This window comes from Achromobacter sp. AONIH1, assembly GCF_002902905.1.
Taxonomy (GTDB): domain Bacteria; phylum Pseudomonadota; class Gammaproteobacteria; order Burkholderiales; family Burkholderiaceae_B; genus Achromobacter.
The window spans coordinates 6569255-6588056 of the sequence record NZ_CP026124.1; the positions used below are offsets into that span (position 1 = coordinate 6569255).

Genomic DNA, 18802 nt, shown 5'->3' on the forward strand with positions numbered 1-18802 from the left:
CGCGGCGCCCGAGGGCAGCCCGCGATCCTCCGACGCGCCGCCCGGCGCGCCGGACCGACTCAACGAGGGGCATCTTGTCTATCAGTGCAACCACGGCGCCCGCCGCCGAGCTTTCCCCGCGCGAGCAGCGCGGCAATATCGCCCGCCTGACCATCGCCCAGGCGCTGGCCGGCGCCAATGCCGTCGTGGTCTACGCCACCGGCTCCATCGTGGGCAACATGCTGGCGCCGGACAAGGCCCTGGCCACCCTGCCCCTGTCCATCTTCGTGGTCGGCATGGCCGCCTGCATCCTGCCGGCGGGCGCCATCGCCCGGCGCCACGGCCGCCGCGCCGCCTTCCTGGCCGGCACCGGCTGCGGCGTGCTGGTCGGCCTGCTGGCCGCCCTCGCCGTGGTCCTGGGATCGTTCTGGCTGTTCTGCCTGGGAACCTTCTTCGGCGGCGCCTACGCGGCCGTGGTGCTGTCGTTCCGCTTCGCCGCCGCCGACGGCGTGTCGCCCGAGCGGCGCGCCCGCGCCCTGTCCTTCGTCATGGGCGGCGGCGTGCTGGCCGGCGTGGTCGGGCCGCAGCTGGTCACGCACACCATGTACCTGTGGCCCGCCCATATGTTCGCCGCCACCTTCATCGTGCAGGCGGCCGTCGCGGCGGCGTCGGCGCTCGTGCTGCTGGGCGTGCGGCTGCCCATGCCCGGCCCGGCCGATGCGGCCGGCGGCCGGCCGCTGGCGTTCATCGCGCGCCAGCCTCGCTTCGTCACCGCGGTGGTCTGCGGGGCGGTCTCCTACCTGCTGATGAACTTCCTGATGACGGCCGCCCCGCTGGCGATGCATCTTTGCGGCCACTCCCAGGAAGACGCGAACCTGGGCCTGCAATGGCACGTGATCGCCATGTACGCCCCGAGCTTTTTCACCGGCCGGCTGATCATGCGCTTTGGCGCCGGCCGCATGGTCAGCGCCGGCCTGGCGCTGACCGGCATCTCGGCGGCGATCGGCCTGATGGGCCTGGACGTGGCGCACTTCTGGGTCACGCTGGTGCTGCTGGGCCTGGGCTGGAACTTCGGCTTCGTGGGCGCCTCGGCCCTGGTGCTGGAATGCCATCGCCCCGAGGAAAGGACCAAGGTGCAATCGCTGAACGACTTCATCATCTTCGGCATCATGGCGGTCGGCTCGTTCGCGTCGGGCGGCCTGCTGGCCGCCTACGACTGGCGCACGGTGCTGTGGGTCTCGTTCATTCCGCTGGCGCTGGCGGTCATCGCGCTGGCCAGGAGCGCCGCGTACACGCGGCGCGCGGCGTGACGCCATGGCGCGCCTGTCACCCCAAAAGATCCCGCCAGGCCGGCTGACATGCCTGATGGCGGCCGCGCTCTGCGCCGTCCCGGTCCTGGCGGCCGAACGCGTCGACATTCCCGGCTATGAAGCCCGGGCCGGCGCGCAATACCGCTACCGCGTCCAGAAGACGACCGAGACGGACATGTCATCCTGGCCGGGCGCGCCGGTCGCCGCGCCGGTGGTCATGCGCGGGGATTTCCTGCTGTCGGCGACCGTGCTGACACGGGATGAGACCGGGCTGCGGATGCGCTGGGACCTGTCCGCCGACCTGCCCGCCGATGCCACGGGCGGCGCCGGCGCCTATCCGCTCAATGCCCTGTACGGCGGCACCTTGGCCGCCTATGGCCTGCGCCAGCTGGAGATCGACACCGATCCGACCGGCACGCCCACGGCCGTGCCCGGCGCCGACGCGATCATCGCCACGCTGGAACGGACCCTGGCCGCGACCGGACCGGGCGGAGCCGTCGCGCCGCCGGACAGCGCCGCCCGGCGCGCGCTGGCAACGATCAAGGCCAACCCGCTGGCCATCGTCGGCGTGCTGGCGCCCGAAAGCGCGACGCTCGCGCTGGCGCAATCCTCGCAGGCCTCGGCCTTCGCCATCGGCCAGGAGTGGACCGTGCCGGGCAGCGAAGACATCCGGGGCGTTCGCATCGCCACCGCCACGACATGGCGGCTGGACGCCTACGACCCGGCCAGCCGGCGCGCTACCTTCAGCGCGCGCCTGGCCTATGACCAGGACGCCTTCCGCCAATCGCAGCGCGCCACGATCGACGCCATGGTCGCTACCCTGGGCGAACGGGCGAAATCGCTGACGGACGCGCAATGGGCCCGCATCCGCGACGCAGAAAAGCAGCGCGCCATGCGCTTCGTGATCTCGACCCGAGATGGCGCGACCGTCGAGGCCCTGGAAAACATGACGATCAGCGTGGGCGGCATGACGATGACGTCGGCCTGGCACGTCTGGCGCGATGACCAGCCGCCGCTACTGCCCGCGCCGCCCGCCTGGAGCGCCGCCGCGCCGGACGGCCAGGGGCCCGACGCGCAACCGGCGACAGGCCGATAAGCTCGCCGCGAACGCCGGAGGCGACCGCTCAGGCGTCCGGCTCGCGCTCGGGCGCGGCGTCGCCCTTGAGCTTGGCGTGCTCATGCAGGGCCTCGCTGTCCAGAATGGTCAGCCCGCCATAGCGCGTCTGCAGCACGCCGTCGCGCGCCAGCCGCGTGAGCGCGGCGTTGCAGCGCTGGCGCGAGACGCCGCACAGGCTGGCGATTTCCTCCTGCGATATCTTCAACCGCCCATTGGTGCCCGAATGCGACTCCGCCGCCAGCTGCGCGGCGACGGCCCGCGCCACCATGGTGTCCACGTCCAGCAGCACGTTGCCGCTGTAGCTGGCCATCAGCCAGTCCACCCGCTGCGCCAGGTGCATCATGAGCGCCTGGGTGAACGCGATATTGTGGTTCCACAGCCGTTCGCAGATATCGCGCGGCAGGATCACCACGCGGCTCGGCCGCAGGGCGACCACTTCGTAATCGAAAGGCGCGGCGCGCAGCATGGTGGCCTCGCCGAACCAGCTGCCGGTGCTGAAACCCGCCAGCGACAGGGTCTTGCCGTCGATGCCGGGCGAGGACCATTTCACCAGCCCGTCGACCACGCCGTACCAGCCGGGCGAGCGCGCGCCCATGCGGAACAGGTACTCGCCCTTGCGCAGCGACACCAGCCGCAGGCCGGCGCGAATCTCGGCGCGCTCCGGCGCCGGCAGGCCGTTGTACCAGGGCACCACGTCCAGCATCCGGTCCACCGCGCCCTGCGCCTGCCGCCCGCGCGCGCTCGACGGTCCTTCCCCTGTACTCGCAGGCGCTGTGCGCATGGTGTCCTCATTGCCGGCTGCGTGGCCGCGTCCAGGTAAACCCTAGGATTCTTTGTCACCATGGTGACTGTCCGCGCGACAGGCCCGGCCACAGAATAAGAGAGCCCATCGGGTCAAAAAACATAAGAGGAGACTGGAATGTTGTCAATGTCGCGCGCCTTGTCCGCCGCCCTGTGCGGCGCCGCCTTGTCCGTCGGTTCCGGCGCCGCCCAGGCGCAGTTCTCGGACGATGTCATCCGGATCGGTTTCATCACCGACCTGTCGGGCGTGTACTCGGGCCCCGACGGCCCAGGCGGCGTCGAGGCCATCCGCATGGCCATCGAGGAAATGGGCGGCTCGATCGACGGCCGGAAGATCGAGCTGATCACCGCCGACCACCAGAACAAGGCCGACATCGCCTCGGCCAAGGCGCGCGAGTGGTTCGACCAGAAGGGCCTGGACGTGCTGATCGGCGGCACCAACTCCAGCGCCGCGCTGGCCATGTCGCGCGTGGCCGCCGACAAGAAGAAACCGATTATCGTGGTCGGCGCCGGCGCGCCGGCGCTGACCAACGAGCAGTGCACGCCCTATACGCTGAACTACGCCTACGACACCGTGGCGCTGGCGCGCGGCACCGGCGACGCGGTGGTCAAGGCCGGCGGCAAGACCTGGTACTTCCTGACGGCCGACTATGCCTTCGGCGCGGCGCTGCAGGCCGACACCACCAGCGTGGTGCAGGCCGGCGGCGGCAAGGTGCTGGGCTCGGTCAAGCATCCGCTGTCGTCCAGCGACTTCTCCTCTTTCCTTCTGCAGGCGCAAAGCAGCAAGGCCGAGATCCTGGCCCTGGCCAACGCCGGCGCCGACGCCACCAACGCGATCAAGGCGGCCAATGAATTCGGCCTGACCAAGACCATGAAGCTGGCCGGCCTGATCATGTTCATCAACGACATCCACGCCATGGGCCTGCCGGCCACGCAGGGCATGTACCTGACCGACAGCTGGTACTGGAACAGCTCGGACGCCGCCCGCGCCTGGAGCCGCGAGTTCTTCAAGCGGCACAAGAGCATGCCCTCGTCGCTGCAGGCCGCCGACTATTCCGCCGCGCTGCAATACCTGCGCGCCGTCAAGGCCACCGGCACCGACGACGCCGACAAGGTGCTGGCCTATCTGCGCGCCAACAAGCTCAACGACCTGTACCTGAAGGACGGCGTGGTTCGCCCGGACGGCCGCGTGGTGCACGACATGTACCTGCTGCAGGTCAAGACGCCGGAACAGTCCAAGGAACCCTGGGACTACTTCAACGTGGTGCAGACCATCGACGGCAACGAAGCCTTCACCAAGCAATCGGAAAGTCGCTGCGCGCTGTGGAAATAAGCCGCGCCCGACACTCAAGAGACCCGCCATGGCAAAACGCAAAGTGATCGTGACCATCGCCCCCACCGGGGGCATGGCCTTCAAGAGCCAGAACCCCCACCTGCCCACCCAGCCGGCCGAAATCGCCGAAGACGTCTACCGCTGCTACAACGCCGGCGCCAGCGTGGTCGCGCTGCATGCGCGCCGGCCCGACGACCAGGCCACCTGCGACGCGGCCATCTACCGCGACATGAACCAGCGCATCCGCGAGCGCTGCGACATTGTGCTGAACAATTCCACCGGCGGCGGCGTGCATGGCGACATGATCCGCGAGACCTCGCCCGGCAACTGGGAGATCGCCTGGGAGGAACGGCTCAAGGGCATGGACGCCGGCGCCGAGATGTGCACGCTGGACGCCACCACGCTGAACCTGGCCTTCGGCGACCGCGAATACCTGATGAACACGCCGCTGAGCAAGGCGCGCGAGCTGGCCGCCGGCATGAAGGCGCGTGGCATCAAGCCCGAGTGGGAGGTGTTCAGCCCCACCCACATCATCCAGGACGCCACCACGCTGATCGACGAAGGGCTGGACGACGGCCCGCCCTTCATCAACCTGGTCATGAACGTGCACCGCAACTTCCAGAACGCCATGCCCTTCTCGCCGCGCCACCTGCAGATGATGGTGGACCTGCTGCCCAAGAACAGCGTGTTCTGCGTCAGCGGCATCGGCCCGTCGCAGCTGGAGGCCAACATCAGCGCGCTGCTGCTGGGCGGCCACGCCCGCGTCGGCCTGGAAGACAACCTGTACTACCGCCACGGCGAACTGGCCACCAATGTGCAGCTGACCGAGCGCATCGTGCGCATCATCCGCGAGCTGGACATGGAGCCGGCCACGCCGGCGGAAGCGCGCCAGATCATGGGCCTGCCGCGCACGGACGGCCCCCGGCCCGAGTTCGCCGCTTGAGCGCGCCCCGCCACACGCAACCTGAGATTCCCATGAGCCTATCCCTGCAAGACAAGCACATCCTCGTCACCGCCGGCGCCAACGGCATCGGCCTGGCGATCGTGCGCAAGTTCCTGGCGTCCGGCGCCCGCGTGCATGCCTGCGACGTGGACGCCGACGCCTGCCGCGCCCTGGCCGGCAGCCATCCGAACCTGAGCGTGAGCGTGGCCGACGTGTCGTCCGAAGCGCAGGTGCTGGACCTGTACCGCGACCTGGCCGAAAGATGGAGCAGGCTCGACGCGCTGGTCAACAACGCCGGCGTGGCCGGCCCCACCAGCCGGCTGGAGGACACCACGCTGGACGCCTGGCGCCAGACGCTGGAAGTCAACCTGACCGGCGCCTTCCTGTGCGCGCGCGGCGCGGTGCCGCTGCTGCGCGCGGCCGGCGGCGGCGCCATCATCAATATCTCGTCGGTGGCGGGCCGGCTCGGCTTCTCGCTGCGCACGCCGTACAGCGCCAGCAAGTTCGGGCTGGCCGGCCTGACGCAGACCTGGGCCATGGAGCTGGGCCCGTCCAACATCCGCGTCAATTCCGTGCTGCCCGGCGTGGTGGCCGGCGAGCGGGTCGAGCGCGTCATCGCCGCGCGCGCCGCCGCCGGCGGCGTCAGCAACGACGCGATGCGCGCGCAGCTGGTGTCCAGCGTGTCGCTGCGCCGCATGACGCAGCCCGAGGACGTGGCCAACCAGGTCGCCTTCCTGTGTTCGGACGAAGGCGCGATGATCAGCGGCCAGAGCATCTCGGTCTGCGGCAACGTGGAGCACCTGGGCTAGCGGCTGTCCCGCAGAGACACCCGCACGAAATTCCCCCTGGCCGCCCGGGACGACCCATCGACGCCTTGCCCGGCGCCGGCGACGCGCTTCGGTGCGTCAGAACCGCCAGCGCAGGTCCAGCGAGCCCGTGTGCTGGCGGCTGCCGCCGCCGAACTCGCCGGCGTAGCTCAATCCCGCCGTCAGGTTGCGGACCACCACCAGGTCCGCCCCCAGCTCCACCCGCGCCGCGTCGCGCGCGATCGGCGCGCCCGCCACGCTGAACGCCGGCCCCTGGTCGAAGGCCAGCGTGGCCGAGGGCCGCAGGCCGCCAAACGCATGACGCCAGCCCAGCATGCCGCGCAATGCGATGGCCGTGCCCTCGGGCTGCCACTGGCCGCGCACGCCCGCCAGGCTGGTGGTCAGGCGCTGCTTCTGCGCCTGGCCCGACAGCGCCGCCGAGCCGCCCGATTCATTGAAGCCGCGCACGCGCAGATCGCTCCAGGCCAGGCCCGCGAAAGGCTCGACCACCACCGCATCGCCCAGCTTCATCGCATAGCCGGTCTCGGCGAAGAGCTGCGTGGTGCTGGCGTGATAGCCGGCGGTCAGCTTCTGGTCCAGGCTGCCGTAGCGCAGCTGCCGGCGCGAATCGATGTCGTGCCAGCTGTAGGCGCCGCCGAACGTGACATTCAGCGTGCCCGCGCCCAGCGCGTAGCCCTTGCCGCCGTACAGCGTGGCCGTGTAGCTGCCGATCTTGGCGCTGGCGGCGCGGTCCTGCGCGCTCAGGCGCGCATCGGTGTAGCCGAACGCGCCGCCCAGGCGCCAGCCGCCGCCCACGGCGGCGTCGCCGCCGATCGTCAGGCTGGTGCTGCTCTGGCTCAGCCGGGGCGCGTTGCCGTCGCTGGCCAGCCGCCGCCAGTCGCCGCTCAGCTGCGCCCACATGGGCGAAGTCGCGGCGCGCGGCAGCGCCGCCGAAGAAGCCGGCGCATCGCTCAGACCGGCCGCCGCCGTGGGCGCGCCCGCGACCAGCGGCGCGGACAGATTGCCGCGCAGCGCGGCCAGCCCGTTCTGCGACGCCGGCGCCAGGCTGGGCGCGGCCAGCGCCGAGGTCACGCCGGCATGCATGTCGCCGGACAGCTGGGTCAGCGCCTGGCGGGCGCCGTCGGCGTCGGTGCTCAGCATGAACGCGCGCCAGACCTCGTGGGTTTGTGGCAAGGCGTCGATGCTCGCCGCCACGGCCGCCTGATTACCCGTGCTGGCGGGACTGCCGGCTTGCTTGCTGTTGCGCGCCAGGTTGAGCGTGACGTCGTTGCCGTCGCCGCCCGCGCTGTTGACGCTGGCATCCAGGAACAGCAGCGGATTGCGCACGCTGGCGAAACTGCCCTCGACCGCGCCGGCGCCCTGCTTGGAGATCAGCACATAGGGGCCGGCCCGCGGCTGCCAGGCCGCCGCGTCGTCGGGCGACAGGCGCAGGTCCAGCGTCGCGCCGGCGATATCGACCCGGCCTGCGACGTCCAGGCGGCTCTGCGCCGCCGGCGTGGCGGTGATCAGCAAGGTGCCGCGATTCACGTAGTCGCCCGCGATCGCCTGCGCGCCCGTCGGATTGCCGGGCGCGTGCGTGGCGCCGGCGTCGATGATGGCCGAACCCAGCTGGCCGGCGCCGCTCAGGGTCGTGCCGGCCCGCGCGCGCAGGCTGCCGCCCAGCTTCGCGCCGTCGGCCAGCCGCAGCCCGCCGCCGCTGATGACGGCGCTGCCCGTGTAGGCGCCGCTGTCGGCATTCAGCGTGAGCGTGCCGCCGCCGGTCTTGATCAGCGCGCCCGCGCCCGAGTAGCGGCTGGCGTTGGCGGCGTCGCCGGCCTGGTCCAGGATCAGCGAGGCGCCGCTGGCGATGACCGCGTTGCCCGCCATCCGCTCGGCCGACGTGACCAGGCCGCCGGCCTCGATGGACCAGTCCAGCGCAGACATGCCGCCCAGCGTGAGCGTGCCCGCGCCGCGCTTGACCATCAGGCCGCGCGCGCCGTCCAGCGCGCCGATGTCGCCGCCGAAGCGCGCATCGGCGGCCTGTTCGAATACCACCGTACCCCCATTGCCGATGCCGCCCGAGATCGAAGCGACATCGCCGATCAGCGTGCCGGCGCGCACCAGGGTGCCGCCATAGGCGTTGCCCGCGCCGGCCAGCCGCAGCGTGCCGGCGCCGGTCTTGAGCAGGCTGCCCGGCCCGGACAGCCGGCCGCTCATCGCCAGCGTCGTGCCGGCCGCGACGTCCATCCCGGCGGTCTGCGACAGCGTCGCCGACCGGCTGCTGGCGAAGTCCGCCGTCGTCGCCAGCGAGCCGCCATTGAAGAGCAATGCGCTTGATGCCGCGCCCAGATTGGCATCGCGCGACACCTGCAAGGCGCCGGCGCGCAGCTCGGTGCCGCCGCCATAGCTGTTGTCGCCCGCCAGCGTCACGGTGCCCGCGCCGATCTGCCGCAAGCCGCCGGCGCCGGAGATATTGCCCGCGAGCGTAAGCGCGCCGGCGCGGTTCAGGACCAGCGTGCCGTCGTTGACCACGTCGCCCAGGATCGAGCCAGTCAGGCCGCCGTCGCCGATCTGCAAGACGCCGGCCGTGTTGCGGGTGCCGCCGGTGTAGCGGTTGTCGCCGGTCAGCACCAGCGTGCCGGCGCCCGCCTTGGTCAGCGTCTTGCCGTTCCAGGCGCTGCCCGCCGTGACGCTCTGGTCGGTCAGCCCGACGCCGACGGTGAACAGGCCGTCCACGGTGAAGCTGCCATGCGCCAGGTTGTTGGCCGCCGTCCAGCTCAGGTCGTAGGCGACCCGGTACTCCTTGCCATCCGGTGATTTGCTGGTATTGACCGTCAGATAGTCCGCGGGACCGGCGACGCCTCCCACCGAGATGGCGCCGAAGTCGCCGTCTATCCGGTCGCCCGAGGCGATCAGCGTCCGGGGCGTGCCATCCAGGCTGGCGATGCCGGAGAGGTTGAGCGCGACGTTGTTGCCGATCTTCACCTCGCCGGCCCGCAAGGCCGGATCCTGCGCCTGGGCCGCGAGCGAGAGCCTGGCGCCGTCGGCCAGCGTCAGGCGCCCGTCGATCTTGAGCCGCGTGCCGCCGTCCACCGCCAGCTCGCCCGCGTGGACCGTGGCGTTGCCCGGCAGCGCGGCGTTGCCGCCATTGTCACCGGCGCCGAAGCGCAGGCTGCCGCCGGACACTTCCGTGTCGCCGGCATGGTTGGTCGGCCCGGTCAGCGTCAGCGTCCCCGCGCCGCGTTTGCTCAAGCCGCCCGAACCGGTGAGGCTGCCGCCATATAGGGTGGCAGCCGCCTGATCAACGGTGAGCGTGGCGCCGTTCAAGGCGACGACACCCGCCGTTCCGCCGAGCCGCCCCATCGTCAGCGCCTTGCCGTTCAGGTCCAGCGTGCCGCCATTGATGAAATAGGCGCCGTTGGCGACGAAGCTGCCGTTGACGCCAACGCTCAACGCGCCTGCGTCGACAGTGGTCAGGCCTTGATAGCTGTTGGCCGCGTCCAGCGTCAAGGTACCCGTGCCGGTCTTGGTCAGCCCGCCCTGCCCCGACAGGCTGGCGACGGTGACGGCGGCGTAGCGCTGCGTGTCGATGCTCAGGCCGTTCGCCCCCAGCCTGATATCGCCGGTCTTGAAGCCGGAGAACAGAGCGGGCTGGCCGCCGGTCAGGCGCAGCACGCCGCCATCGGCGATGACGGAGCCGGCGCCTGCGGCAGGCGCGGCGACCTGTCCCGTCTCGATCACGGCGCCGGCGCCGATGCGCAACACGCCCGCGCCATCCGATCCCGGGTTGGCGGGATCACCGCCGACCATGATCGCGCCAGCCTTGACCCGGCTCTGGTTCAGGACCGCCAGTTCGCCGTTGCCGCCATAGCTGCCCAACACGATGGCGTTCGCGCCCGCGTCCCACTCCGAATCCGCCCCGCTTATGGCCACGCGGCCGGACTCGCCCGGCGTGCTGACGCCGTACCCGACATTCGCCTCCCTGGTCAGCAGCCGCGCGCCTTGCTCGACGCGCAGCTCGCCGCCCAGGTACAGGCCCACCTCAAAGCGATTGCCGCCGGCCTGCGCGTCCCAAACGGTCCGGCGGCCGCGCATGATGACCGTGGCGCTTCCCGCCGGGTGGTTCCCTTTGCCGATGATGCTGCCGTTGCTGGTCAGCCGCCCGCCGTCATCGATGCTCAGCGAGGCGCCGGAGCCGCCCATGCCCAAGAGCAACTGCCCCGTTCCCGTATTCCATTCGGCATCCTGCCCGCTGATCGTCACCTCGCCGGATGCGCCCGACGAGGCTTGCCCGACCGTCCCGCCATTGCTCTTCACCTTGCCGCCATTCAGGACGTGCAGCGTCCCGCTGCCCGTGACGCCCACGTTTACCGAGGCCGATCTCGCATCCCATTCGGCATCTTTCCCGCTGACCGTTACCGAACCCGTTGTGCCGGTCGGGCCGCCTCCGATTGCCCCCAGATCGCTCATCACCTTGCCGCCGTCCTTGATGATCAGCGTGCCTGACCCTCCGTAGCCCACCATCAGGCTGCCGCTGCCCAGGCCCCACCTGGCGTTCGCTCCCGCCACGGTCACCGAGCCCGACGAACCGGTTTGCTCACCAAGGACGGCCGCGCCGCTGGTCACGACACCGCCCTGCGCGATGTTGAGCGCACCGGCGCCGTACCTGCCCACGGTCAACCTGTTGCCCCCCAGGTCCCAGGCCGCGCCCTGCACCATCACCGTGCCGGACGCTGACGGGTCATTGGCGATCAACGCGGAACTGCTGCGTACCTTGCCCCCCACCTTGATCGTCAAGATCCCTGCACTGGCGCCGCCTATCACCAGCGAAGCGCCATTCGCATCCCATTCGGACCCATATTCGGCCACCGTCACCGTGCTGGGTATATTCCCCGTCGCGCCTGTGTTCCCTGACGCGCCTATGATGCCGCCGCTGGTCTTGACGCTGCCGCCCTGCGCGATCATCAAATCGCCCTTGCCGGCAACGCCCACGGCGATGGGGTTGGAGCCCGTGTCCCACTTCGCGCCCGCTCCGGTGACCGTTACCGCAGCCTGCGCGCCCGCGTCCCGCGCCAGACTGCCCGCGCCGCCCGCCAGCGTGACGCCTGGCCCGATGGCCAGCGTGCCGTTCAAGACATTGGTATTGCCGGCGTAGCTGTTCACGCCGCCGAGCGTCAGCTTGCCCGAACCCGTTTTGGTCAGCCCGCCCACCCCTTGCAGGCCGATGGCCAGGGTCACATCGTGCGTCTGCGTGTCGAGGGTCGCGCCGCCGGCGCCCAGCAAGACCTTGCCGTCGCTAAATCCTGCGAACAAGCCAGGCTGGTTGCGCGTCAGGCGCAGGATGCCGCCATCGATATCGACCGAGGCGCGGGCGCTGTCCCAGGCATCGAGCTGGCCTGTCTCGACCATGCCGCCCGACCTGATCGTCACCGTCGAGTCCGACGCCGCTCCTGGCAGCAGCAGCACATCCGCCACGCGTATCGAACCCGAAGTCAGTTTGCCTCCCCCGGCGATCGTCAGCATGCCCGTGCCGCTTGCGCCCACGACGATCAGCTGCGATCCCGTCGTCCATTCGGAACCCGCATCCTCGATGCTCGCCACGCCCAGCGCGCCCAGTTGTCTGCCAAGCAACGCGGCGCCCGTCGTCGCCTTGGCCCCCTTCGCCAGCGCCAGGGCGCCGACGCCGCGGTCGCCCAGCACCACCGCGGCGGAGCCCGCCCGCCACTCGGTATCCTGGCCAGACAACAGGAAGGTGCCGAAGCCGCCCGAACGCACCCCGAGCCAGCCGCCTTCGCTCAGCACGCGAGCGCCTGCGGAAACGTCCAGCATCCCGCTCCCGGACTCGCCCAGCGCCAGCGCGCCCGCGCCCATGCGCCATTCGGTGTTCTGGCCGGAAAGCAGCACCTGGCCGAAGGCCCCCTCGTCAATCCCGACGCGCGCGCCATTGCTCTTGAGGATCGCGCCGTCCTTGACTTCCAGCTTCCCGGATTTGTTCTGGTTGATGCCGGCCTGCAATGGCGCCGAACCGTAGTCCCAGGTCGACGGACTCATGCTCGCCGGCGCGCTGATTTCACCCGGGTCGCCGGTGTCGGTGATCGACTGCGCACCCGCGCCGCATGGCGCGATCAGCAGCGCGGCCGCCGCGCAGGCGCGCGAGACGGCTCCGCCGGGACCGCCGGCGCGCGTGATTTCGGACACGACCGTCCACGCCCCCGATACACGGTGGCGGACGAGCTTGTAGATGTGGTTCATATCGTGGCTTCTGAAAAGCGTGCCTGGCGCGCGATGAAGGACGCCTTGCCGGATATGGAAACGACGCTTGCCGCGTGACCGGGCGCTCTGGGCACGAGAAGGTGGGTTGGCCAGAGCTTAGCGATGCGCCCGGACGGGCGCATCGGACTTTAGTCGTAGAACCGCGCGGCCTGGCCGGCGGCCGGCAAGACGCTACGCGGCCGCGCCCTCGACCTCGTAGCGGACCTCGTGCGCCTCGCTGGGAACCGGCAGCTCCCAGCGGTGCAGCATGCCCAGCAGCGCCTTGTTGCTCAGCGTGGTGTCGCGCTTGCCATTGCGCCGCAGCAGCTCCTCGCGCGGCTGTTCCAGGTACACGATCCGGACCTCGGCGCCGTAGGCGTAGCACAGGTCCAGCGCCTTGGAGCGCATCTGCCGGCTCAGGTGCGTGGCGTTCCACACGAAGGGCCGGGCCTCGCGCAGCAGCGCCTTCGCCATGTCCGTCGCGTGATGCGCCGCCTTGCCGTCGTTCTCGCCATGCTTCAGGCCCAGCGCCTCGCGCGCGTCGTCATAGGACACCACGGGCAGGCCCTGGCGATGCTCGCGCACCCAGGAGTCCTTACCCGATGCCGGCAGGCCGCACATCAGCGTCACCTTCGAGCCGGGCGTCTGGAACAGCGGATAGTCCGGATGCACGTCGGCGCCACGGAAATAGCTCAGCCGCGTGTGCGCGTCGACGAAGGCCTTGGGTGCGCCATAGCAGCCTTCCTCGCGCGCCAGCTCGCGGAACAGCTCGATGCTGTCCAGCACGCGCGCCTGGTCGGCGCAGATGCGGCCGCGCATGTCGGCCTCGGCCAGCGCCGCAAGAAGGCGGATGTCCAGCTGCCACGACAGCTCGTGCACCGTCCAGGCCGGCGACACCGGACGGCGCGCGTCCTCCAGACAGTAGAACGGCACCTGATGCACCGCGATCAGCCGGCACACGGCCTCGCGCAAGGCGAAGGGCGCGCCGGCCTCCCACAACAGGATGCGCGCGTCGACCGCGCCCTTGCGCGAATGGCCGGGCTGGCCGATGCGGCCCGTCACCGGATCCACCACGGTGGTGCGATGCTTGGCCACGTCGTGCAGCAGCGCGGCGAAGAACAGCACGCCGCGCTCGTCCGGCGTCGCCGCCAGATAGTCGGCCGATTGCAGCAAGGCGTCGACCACCATGCAGGTATGCGTCCACACATCGCCCTCGCCGTGATAGCGTGGCTCCTGAGGCGTGGCCTTGGCCTGCTCCAGCACGGGGAAGGCTTCCAGGCAGCGCGCGTAGTCCGGCGCCTGTCCGGGGGCAGGCACGAGCGCCTGCATCTGATTCCAATTCATGTCGGTTCTCCCGATTCGTTTATTTTGCCCGCCCGCCGCGCTCACTTGCGCGGCCTGGCGGCGGCTTCCAGCGCGTCCAGCCCGAACATCGTGCGCAGCCCCAGCGATTCCCAGGTCACGCAGGGACGCTCGGCATAGAGATCCACGCCCGGCGCCAGCCCGTTCGGCACGATGGGGCGGCTCGCATGATGCGAGCCGCTGTCCAGAATGGTCTGCACGAAGTCGCGGCGCACGAACTTGTAGCGGGCCAGCACCTGGCGATCGTCCTCGATCTTGAGGTACAGCCCCTCCGACAGGTCCGCGCCGTCGGTCTGGCGCCAGCACAGGTCCCAGTCCAGCCCCTCGCGCGCCACGGCCTGCCGAAGGCTGTCCTTCCAGGCCGCGCTCTTGCCCAGCGACCACCGCAGCAGGGCGCGCAGTTGCGCGGGCCGCGCCGGCATCGGGCCGGCGTACAGCACCGGCACCGACAGCACGGGCGAACCGCCCAGCAGCGCGTGGCGACGCGGCGTCGACAGGAACACGCCCTCGCGCCGGTCATAGACGTCGAACTCATGGAAATGGTGCGGCAGGCAGTCGTAGAACACCGAATGCTTGCTGTACGTCCACTCGCCATACATGACGTAGCGGTCTTCGAGCGCGTGCAGCAGCCGCGCCTCGTGCGCGGCCGCCCATTGCTTGAACAGGTTGAACTGCCGTTCGCGGCCGCCACCCGTCAGGTAGTGGCCGCGCGATTGCAGCAGCAGGTCGGCCGCGCCGCTGAACGACAGGCCGGCGTTGGCGCCGTCGAGCTTTTCCTCGATGACGACGTGGCGGCCGGCCAGCGAGGCCAGCGGCGCCTGGTCGGCGGCGCTGTCGCCGGGCTGCAGCCGCGAGCCTTCGAGATGCGGCGTGCGCGGGTACTTCAGGATGGGATGGATATCGTCGTGATGCATGATTCGTCGCCCGCCGCGTTATTGGCGCGGAAGGGCCTGGGACCAGGAAAGGGCCGACGAACGATGCGGGCGCGTGTCAGGTCGCTGTCCCGCCTGGAACCAGGAGGGAGCAGAGTCGCGGGAAAAAGGAAGCGGGTGTCGGGTTCCGCGCGCAGCCTCATGGCAGGCTGGGGGAACGCAGGCAGTGCCGCAGCCCATGCAGGCGCAGACCGCGCCGGATCGAGCTGCTTGCGGCAGTCGTCGGCGATTAGCGAGTGACGAAAGTGCGGGACACGTGTGGCTCCAGGGAAAACACGCTTGATGGAGAGAGCGCGAATTCTAGCGCGCGCTCATGAACGCGGGCAACACGTCGGGCGCGAAACGTCGCGCATTGCCAACGCATGCGCGTCATGGCGCGTCTGGAATAATGATGGCCGGCCGGCGGCCCGTTCGCGCCGCGCGCCCTTTTTCTCGCGTTGTTTTCCCAGGAGTTCCCATGCTCAGTCACTACCCCCGGTATCGCGCCGTTGCCGCGCAAGGTCTCGCGCACAAGCTGGGCGGCCTGCCCTGGGGCCTGCCCGTCGCGCGCTGGCCGCTGTGCGCGGAATGCGGCCGGCCCATGAGCCATCTGCTGCAGGCGCCCGGGCCAGCGGCGGACGAGGCCTCGCCCGCGCTGCCCTTGCAGGCCGACGAAGTGCTGTACGCGTTCAAGTGCGAGTGGGACAGCATCTGCAGCTTCTGGGAAGAGGACGGCGGCGCCAACGCGGTCTTCACCGTGCCGCGCGCGGAACTGGCGGACGGTCCGACCGCGCCGCCCGCGCATGCCGAGGATGGCGCGCCCGAAATCCTGCCGGAACTCGTCGTGGCCGACTGGCGCATCGCGGACGATGGCGCGCCCGCCGAGCTGGAGTCCGCGTTCTACGACTACGGCTTGCACGACGGCCTGCCGGACGAGATCGCGCATCCGCATGACTGGGCCTCGGAATGGCGCACGAAGTTCGGCGGCGTGCCGTACTGGACCGCCAACGGCGCGCAGGGCGTGCCCGCCGGAAGGCTGCTGCTGCAGATCGACAACTGGGTGCAACTGGAAGACGGCGGCGGCGCGGAAGTGGCGAACTTCTGCTCGGACGGCACGGCGTACATCTTCGTCGACCGCTCGCGGAAAGCGCCGGTCTACACGATGATCATCAACCGCTGACCGGCAGGCGACGGCGCGCCTGAAACCCTAGCGCGCGCCCCATTGCCGCGACGCATGCGCCAGCACCAGCTCGGTGGTGCGGCGCAGATGCTCGGCCAGCAGGTCCGAGGCGCGGACCGCGTCGCGCGCCAGCGTGGCCTCCAGCAGCTCGCGGTGCTCCCGCGCCACGTCGCGTCCGGGCGCCGGCGCGGACCCGGACGCGCCCGCCACCGACAGATGCCGGTAGCGCGCCGTCTGGTCGCGCAGCAGCTCGGCGATGGCGATCAGTGAATTCGAGCCGCTGCCGCTGATCAGCGCGGAATGAAAGGCCGCGTGCGCCTGTTCCCATTCCGGGTTCAGGCCGCTGTCGTCCGGCAGCCGCAGCGCCACCCGGCCCAGCCGGTAATGCGCGCCGGCCAGGCGCTCTTCCCAGTCCAACCCGCCCTGCGCGATGGCGCGGCGCAGCGCCTCGCACTCCACGTGAATACGCGTGTCGGTGATGTCGGTGAGTTCGGCCGCCGATACGTCGGCCACGCGAAAGCCGCGCTGGTCCTCGGCGACGACGAAACCGCTGGTGGCCAGCCGCGACAGGGCTTCGCGCAAGGGGATCGCCCCGCTGCCGTAGCGCTCGCACAATTCCTTGATGCGCAGCCGGCCGCCCGGCGGCAGATGCCCCGAGATGATGTCGGCGCGGATGTCGTTCGCCAGCGCGGACGCGGCGGTGCGAAAGGAAGGCGGGGCGGAAAGCATGCGTGACGATAGCCGTGCCAGCTATGAAATTCAATCTGTGCAGGGAAAACCAGAATATATATATTTTTACCTAATACATATTATTTTGGCACCCACGCAGACCCTGGAGATCCCGTGAAACTGGCCACCGTCCAAATCGATGGCGCGCCCTGCGCCGCCGCCCTGCAACAAGACCGCCTGGCCCTGCTGGCCGCCCCCGGGACCGACCTGGGCGCGCTGCTGCGCCAGGGTCTCGGGCTGGCCGATTTCCAGCGCCTGGCCGCCGCCGCCACGATCCACGTCGATCCGAACCAGGCCGTCTTCCTGTCGCCGTCGATCGAGCCGCCCAAGATCCTGTGCGTGGGCCTGAACTACGCCGACCACACCAAGGAAAGCCCCTACGAACAGCCCGACTACCCGACGCTGTTCCTGCGCGTGGCGACCAGCCTGGGCGCCCACAACGCCATCGTCCACCGCCCCGCCCTCAGCGACTCGCTGGACTTCGAGGGCGAGATGGTCGTGGTGCTGGGCAAGGGCGGCCGCGACATTCCCAAGGACCGCGCGCTGGAACACGTGTTCGGCTACGCGGCCGGCAACGAGATCTCGGTACGCGAGTACCAGTTCAAGTCGCCGCAATGGACGGTCGGCAAGAACTTCGACGGCACCGGCGCCTGGGGCCCCTACGTGGTCACGGCCGACGAGCTGCCACCGGGCGGGCGCGGGCTGCGCCTGGAGACCCGGCTGAACGGCGCCACCGTGCAGTCGGCCAGCACCACAGACATGCTGTTCGACGTGGCCACGGTGATCTCCACCGTCAGCCAGGCCATCACGCTGCAGGCCGGCGACATCATCTTCTCCGGCACGCCGGCCGGCGTGGGCTTCGGCCGCACGCCCAAGCTCTACATGAAGGCCGGCGACACGGTCGAAGTCGAGATCGAGCGCATCGGCCTGCTGCGCAATCACATCCTGGACCAGCCGAAGGCCGGCTGAACGTCCCGCGCGCATGACGGTCCGGCGGCGCCGGACCGCGTAGTTCCGATCTCCCTCTGGAATCCTGGAATGTCCGCCATGCAAACTCCCGCTACCCATCCCGCCGCCGCTGCGCGCAACGCCGTCCGACGCCGCTGGACCCAACTGCTGCTGGCCGCCGGCCTGGCCTCGTGCCTGGGCCTGGCCCAGGCCGCCGACTGGCCGGCCCGGCCCGTGAAGATCGTGGTGCCCTTCGCCGCCGGCGGCACCACCGACCTGATCGCGCGGCTGATCGCCGCGCCCATGTCGCAACAGCTCGGCCAGTCCGTCGTGATCGAGAACCGCCCCGGCGCGGGCGGCCTGCTGGGCGCGGACGCGGTCGCAAAATCCGCGCCGGACGGCTACACCGTGCTGATGGCGAATATCTCCTACCCACTGGCCGCGCTGGTGGCACAACGCGCCAAGCGGCTGAACTTCGATCCCTCGGCCGACCTGCGCAGCGTCAGCGTGGTGGCCAACGTGCCGCTGGTGATCACGTCCACGCCGTCGGTGCCGGCGCGCGACCTGCGCGAGTTCGCCGCCCTGCTCAAGCTGCAGCCGTCCGCGCACTACGCCTATGGATCGACCGGCCCCGGCTCCTATATCCACGTGTTCGGCGAGTGGTTCCAGCAGCAGGCCCAGGCCACCATGATCCACGTGCCCTTCAAGGGCGCGGCGCCGCTCAAGAGCGAAATGCTGGCGGGCCGGATCCAGATGGGCGGGGACCAGCTGTCCTCGTCCTTGAGCGACATCCGCGCCGGCTCGCTGACCGCGCTGGCCGTCACCTCGCCGCAGCGCTCGCCCGCCCTGCCCGACACGCCCACGGCCCGCGAGCTGGGCTATGCCGGCATCGAGACGGAAGGCTGGAACGGCCTGCTCGCACCCTCCCGCACGCCGGACGAGGTGGTCGCGCGCATCAACGCCGCCGTCGCGCATGCGCTGCGCCAGCCCGACGTGCGCCAGCGCCTGGCGGACCTGGGCGCAGAGCCCGGCGGGTCCAGTCCCGGCGCGATGGGTGAGTTGCTGGACCGGCAATTCGCGCAGTTCGGCCCCATGGTCGCGCGCCTGCAGCTCGACTGAGGCCCCGTTCCC

13 protein-coding genes are annotated in these 18802 nt (G+C 70.4%); 8 read left to right on the forward strand and 5 right to left on the reverse strand.

The window, feature by feature from the left end:
- Positions 1-74: 74 nt before the first annotated feature.
- Both C2U31_RS30030 and C2U31_RS30895 read left to right on the forward strand, forming a co-directional pair.
- A complete protein-coding gene (locus tag C2U31_RS30030; protein ID WP_103276136.1) occupies positions 75-1289 on the forward strand; it encodes an MFS transporter in 1215 nt (404 codons plus the stop codon).
- 55 nt (positions 1290-1344) lie between these two features.
- Positions 1345-2385 (forward strand): hypothetical protein, encoded by a 1041-nt coding sequence (locus C2U31_RS30895; RefSeq protein ID WP_199770920.1) that lies wholly within the window; start codon positions 1345-1347, stop codon positions 2383-2385.
- A 28-nt stretch (positions 2386-2413) separates the two neighbouring features.
- On the opposite strand, the gene C2U31_RS30040 is transcribed toward C2U31_RS30895, so the two are convergent.
- Positions 2414-3187 (reverse strand): Crp/Fnr family transcriptional regulator, encoded by a 774-nt coding sequence (locus C2U31_RS30040; RefSeq protein ID WP_233772563.1) that lies wholly within the window; start codon positions 3185-3187, stop codon positions 2414-2416.
- A gap of 147 nt (positions 3188-3334) precedes the next feature.
- On the opposite strand from C2U31_RS30040, the gene C2U31_RS30045 reads away from it, so the two are divergent.
- Genes C2U31_RS30045 through C2U31_RS30055 form a run of 3 tightly spaced genes read left to right on the forward strand, consistent with a single transcriptional unit; the run spans position 3335 to position 6292 of the window.
- The gene (locus C2U31_RS30045) at positions 3335-4540 is read left to right on the forward strand and encodes an ABC transporter substrate-binding protein (RefSeq protein ID WP_369869805.1); all 1206 of its coding nucleotides are present in this window, start codon (positions 3335-3337) and stop codon (positions 4538-4540) included.
- A gap of 28 nt (positions 4541-4568) precedes the next feature.
- Positions 4569-5483 carry a 3-keto-5-aminohexanoate cleavage protein gene (locus C2U31_RS30050; RefSeq protein WP_103276139.1) on the forward strand — a complete coding sequence of 305 codons (915 nt, stop codon included), beginning with the start codon at positions 4569-4571 and terminating at the stop codon, positions 5481-5483.
- A gap of 32 nt (positions 5484-5515) precedes the next feature.
- A complete protein-coding gene (locus tag C2U31_RS30055) occupies positions 5516-6292 on the forward strand; it encodes an SDR family oxidoreductase (RefSeq protein ID WP_103276140.1) in 777 nt (258 codons plus the stop codon).
- A gap of 96 nt (positions 6293-6388) precedes the next feature.
- On the opposite strand, the gene C2U31_RS30060 is transcribed toward C2U31_RS30055, so the two are convergent.
- From C2U31_RS30060 to C2U31_RS30070, 3 genes are all read right to left on the reverse strand, one after another.
- Positions 6389-12541 (reverse strand): autotransporter domain-containing protein, encoded by a 6153-nt coding sequence (locus C2U31_RS30060; RefSeq protein WP_103276141.1) that lies wholly within the window; start codon positions 12539-12541, stop codon positions 6389-6391.
- A gap of 192 nt (positions 12542-12733) precedes the next feature.
- Positions 12734-13885 (reverse strand): AAA family ATPase, encoded by a 1152-nt coding sequence (locus tag C2U31_RS30065; RefSeq protein ID WP_103276142.1) that lies wholly within the window; start codon positions 13883-13885, stop codon positions 12734-12736.
- A gap of 41 nt (positions 13886-13926) precedes the next feature.
- On the reverse strand, positions 13927-14817 hold the full coding sequence (locus C2U31_RS30070; protein WP_103276143.1) for an RNA ligase family protein: 891 nt from the start codon (positions 14815-14817) through the stop codon (positions 13927-13929).
- Between the two features lie 475 nt (positions 14818-15292).
- On the opposite strand from C2U31_RS30070, the gene C2U31_RS30075 reads away from it, so the two are divergent.
- Positions 15293-15994 (forward strand): hypothetical protein, encoded by a 702-nt coding sequence (locus C2U31_RS30075; RefSeq protein ID WP_103276144.1) that lies wholly within the window; start codon positions 15293-15295, stop codon positions 15992-15994.
- Positions 15995-16021: 27 nt separating this feature from the next.
- Here C2U31_RS30075 and C2U31_RS30080 read toward each other — a convergent pair whose 3' ends face one another.
- Entirely contained in the window at positions 16022-16723 is a 702-nt protein-coding gene (locus tag C2U31_RS30080) for a GntR family transcriptional regulator (RefSeq protein ID WP_103276145.1), read from the reverse strand.
- 114 nt (positions 16724-16837) lie between these two features.
- Between C2U31_RS30080 and C2U31_RS30085 the strand changes: the two genes are divergently transcribed.
- On the forward strand, positions 16838-17692 hold the full coding sequence (locus C2U31_RS30085; protein ID WP_103276146.1) for a fumarylacetoacetate hydrolase family protein: 855 nt from the start codon (positions 16838-16840) through the stop codon (positions 17690-17692).
- 78 nt (positions 17693-17770) lie between these two features.
- Positions 17771-18790 carry a tripartite tricarboxylate transporter substrate binding protein gene (locus C2U31_RS30090; RefSeq protein WP_103276655.1) on the forward strand — a complete coding sequence of 340 codons (1020 nt, stop codon included), beginning with the start codon at positions 17771-17773 and terminating at the stop codon, positions 18788-18790.
- Positions 18791-18802: the final 12 nt, after the last annotated feature.

What these genes read in the sequence shown, in the direction of transcription:
- C2U31_RS30895 (WP_199770920.1), top strand. Translation starts at nt 1,345, where the DNA reads ATGGCGGCCGCGCTCTGCGCCGTCCCGGTCCTGGCGGCCGAACGCGTC.
- C2U31_RS30040 (WP_233772563.1), bottom strand. Translation starts at nt 3,187, where the DNA reads ATGCGCACAGCGCCTGCGAGTACAGGGGAAGGACCGTCGAGCGCGCGC.
- C2U31_RS30065 (WP_103276142.1), bottom strand. Translation starts at nt 13,885, where the DNA reads ATGAATTGGAATCAGATGCAGGCGCTCGTGCCTGCCCCCGGACAGGCG.
- C2U31_RS30090 (WP_103276655.1), top strand. Translation starts at nt 17,771, where the DNA reads ATGCAAACTCCCGCTACCCATCCCGCCGCCGCTGCGCGCAACGCCGTC.
- C2U31_RS30070 (WP_103276143.1), bottom strand. Translation starts at nt 14,817, where the DNA reads ATGCATCACGACGATATCCATCCCATCCTGAAGTACCCGCGCACGCCG.
- C2U31_RS30075 (WP_103276144.1), top strand. Translation starts at nt 15,293, where the DNA reads ATGCTCAGTCACTACCCCCGGTATCGCGCCGTTGCCGCGCAAGGTCTC.
- C2U31_RS30080 (WP_103276145.1), bottom strand. Translation starts at nt 16,723, where the DNA reads ATGCTTTCCGCCCCGCCTTCCTTTCGCACCGCCGCGTCCGCGCTGGCG.
- C2U31_RS30050 (WP_103276139.1), top strand. Translation starts at nt 4,569, where the DNA reads ATGGCAAAACGCAAAGTGATCGTGACCATCGCCCCCACCGGGGGCATG.
- C2U31_RS30060 (WP_103276141.1), bottom strand. Translation starts at nt 12,541, where the DNA reads ATGAACCACATCTACAAGCTCGTCCGCCACCGTGTATCGGGGGCGTGG.
- C2U31_RS30055 (WP_103276140.1), top strand. Translation starts at nt 5,516, where the DNA reads ATGAGCCTATCCCTGCAAGACAAGCACATCCTCGTCACCGCCGGCGCC.
- C2U31_RS30045 (WP_369869805.1), top strand. Translation starts at nt 3,335, where the DNA reads ATGTCGCGCGCCTTGTCCGCCGCCCTGTGCGGCGCCGCCTTGTCCGTC.